The following is a 250-nucleotide window of genomic DNA, read 5'->3' as shown; positions in this document are numbered from 1 at the left end:
TATCCAGTTATAGCTTCTATTCTTATTACACCTGATGCCTTTCCTTGTTCTGATTTCATTTTAAATAAACCTATTTCTACAGTTGAAGAAACATGTATTCCTCCACAAAGTTCTAAAGATACACCTGAGATTTCTACAACTCTGACTACATCTCCATATTTATCACTAAATAATGCCATAGCACCTTTACTTATAGCATCATTAATATTTTCATAATTAATAAATACCGGTAAGTTTTCAAGTATTAACT

General features: G+C 29.6%; 1 pseudogene. It reads right to left on the bottom strand.

Annotation, left to right across the window (positions count from 1 at the left end):
* Positions 1–250, bottom strand: a pseudogene (locus tag AYC60_RS03870) (hypothetical protein); the annotation flags it as partial.

The organism is Streptobacillus felis, from assembly GCF_001559775.1.
Classification (GTDB): Bacteria; Fusobacteriota; Fusobacteriia; order Fusobacteriales; family Leptotrichiaceae; genus Streptobacillus; species Streptobacillus felis.
This window is presented reverse-complemented; position numbering and strand designations above follow the sequence as displayed.